Source organism: Pseudomonas sp. B22(2017), from assembly GCF_002113105.1.
Taxonomy (GTDB): Bacteria; Pseudomonadota; Gammaproteobacteria; order Pseudomonadales; family Pseudomonadaceae; genus Aquipseudomonas; species Aquipseudomonas asiatica.
Genome location: NZ_NEJN01000036.1, coordinates 1 through 926 on the forward strand (window position 1 = coordinate 1; position 926 = coordinate 926).

Here is a 926-nt window from a genome sequence, read left to right on the forward strand (position 1 = left end):
CCTGGCCCAGGACGGCCCGGGCGGCAAGCAGCTGGTGGGTTATGTGGTGCCTGCCGATGCGGTCGTGATGGCCAGCACCGAGGCCCAGGCTGCCGAGCGCGAGGCGCTGCGCACTGCGCTGAAGGCGAGCCTGCCGGACTACATGGTGCCGGCCCACCTGCTGTTCCTGGCCAGGCTGCCGTTGACCGCCAACGGCAAGCTGGACCGCCGTGCATTGCCGCAACCGGACGCCAGTCTGCTGCAAGCGGCATACGTGGCCCCGCAGAGTGAACTGGAACAACAGATCGCGGCAATCTGGGCCGATGTGCTGAAGCTTGAGCGGGTGGGCCTGGGCGACAACTTCTTTGAACTGGGTGGGCATTCCTTGCTTGCCGTCCAGGTGATCTCCCGGGTACGTCAGAGCCTGGGCGTGGAGCTGCAGTTGCGTGCGCTGTTCGAAACGTCGAGCCTGGCCGACTTCGCCAGGCTTGCAGCGCAAGGTGAGCAGGCTTGCTCTGCCGTCATTGCACGGGTTTCCCGGAAGCAGCCGCTGGCGCTTTCCTACGCCCAGCAACGACAGTGGTTCCTGTGGCAATGGGCACCGCACAGCGCCACCTACAACATTCCGGCCGCACTGAAGCTGGCCGGGGCGCTGGATGTCGCCGCCCTGCAACAGGCTTTCGGCGCCTTGATCGAGCGTCACGAAACCCTGCGTACCACCTTCCGCCTGGATGGCGAGCAGGCAGTGCAGGTCATTCATGATCAAGTGCCGTTCGAGCTGGCCATCGAGGAGCAGGCGCACGCCGACGAGGCCGCTGTGCGGACCTGGGTCGAAGCCGAAGCAGGGAAACCGTTCGACCTGGAGCAGGGGCCGCTGCTGCGGGCCAGGCTGCTGGGCCTGGCGGCGGACCAGCACGTGCTGGTGCTGACCCTGCACCATATCGTCG

General features: G+C 66.4%; 1 protein-coding gene. It reads left to right on the plus strand.

What is annotated here, in order from left to right:
* On the plus strand, positions 1-926 hold a 926-nt coding region (locus tag CAG18_RS25910; RefSeq protein WP_256573458.1), incomplete at both ends, for a condensation domain-containing protein.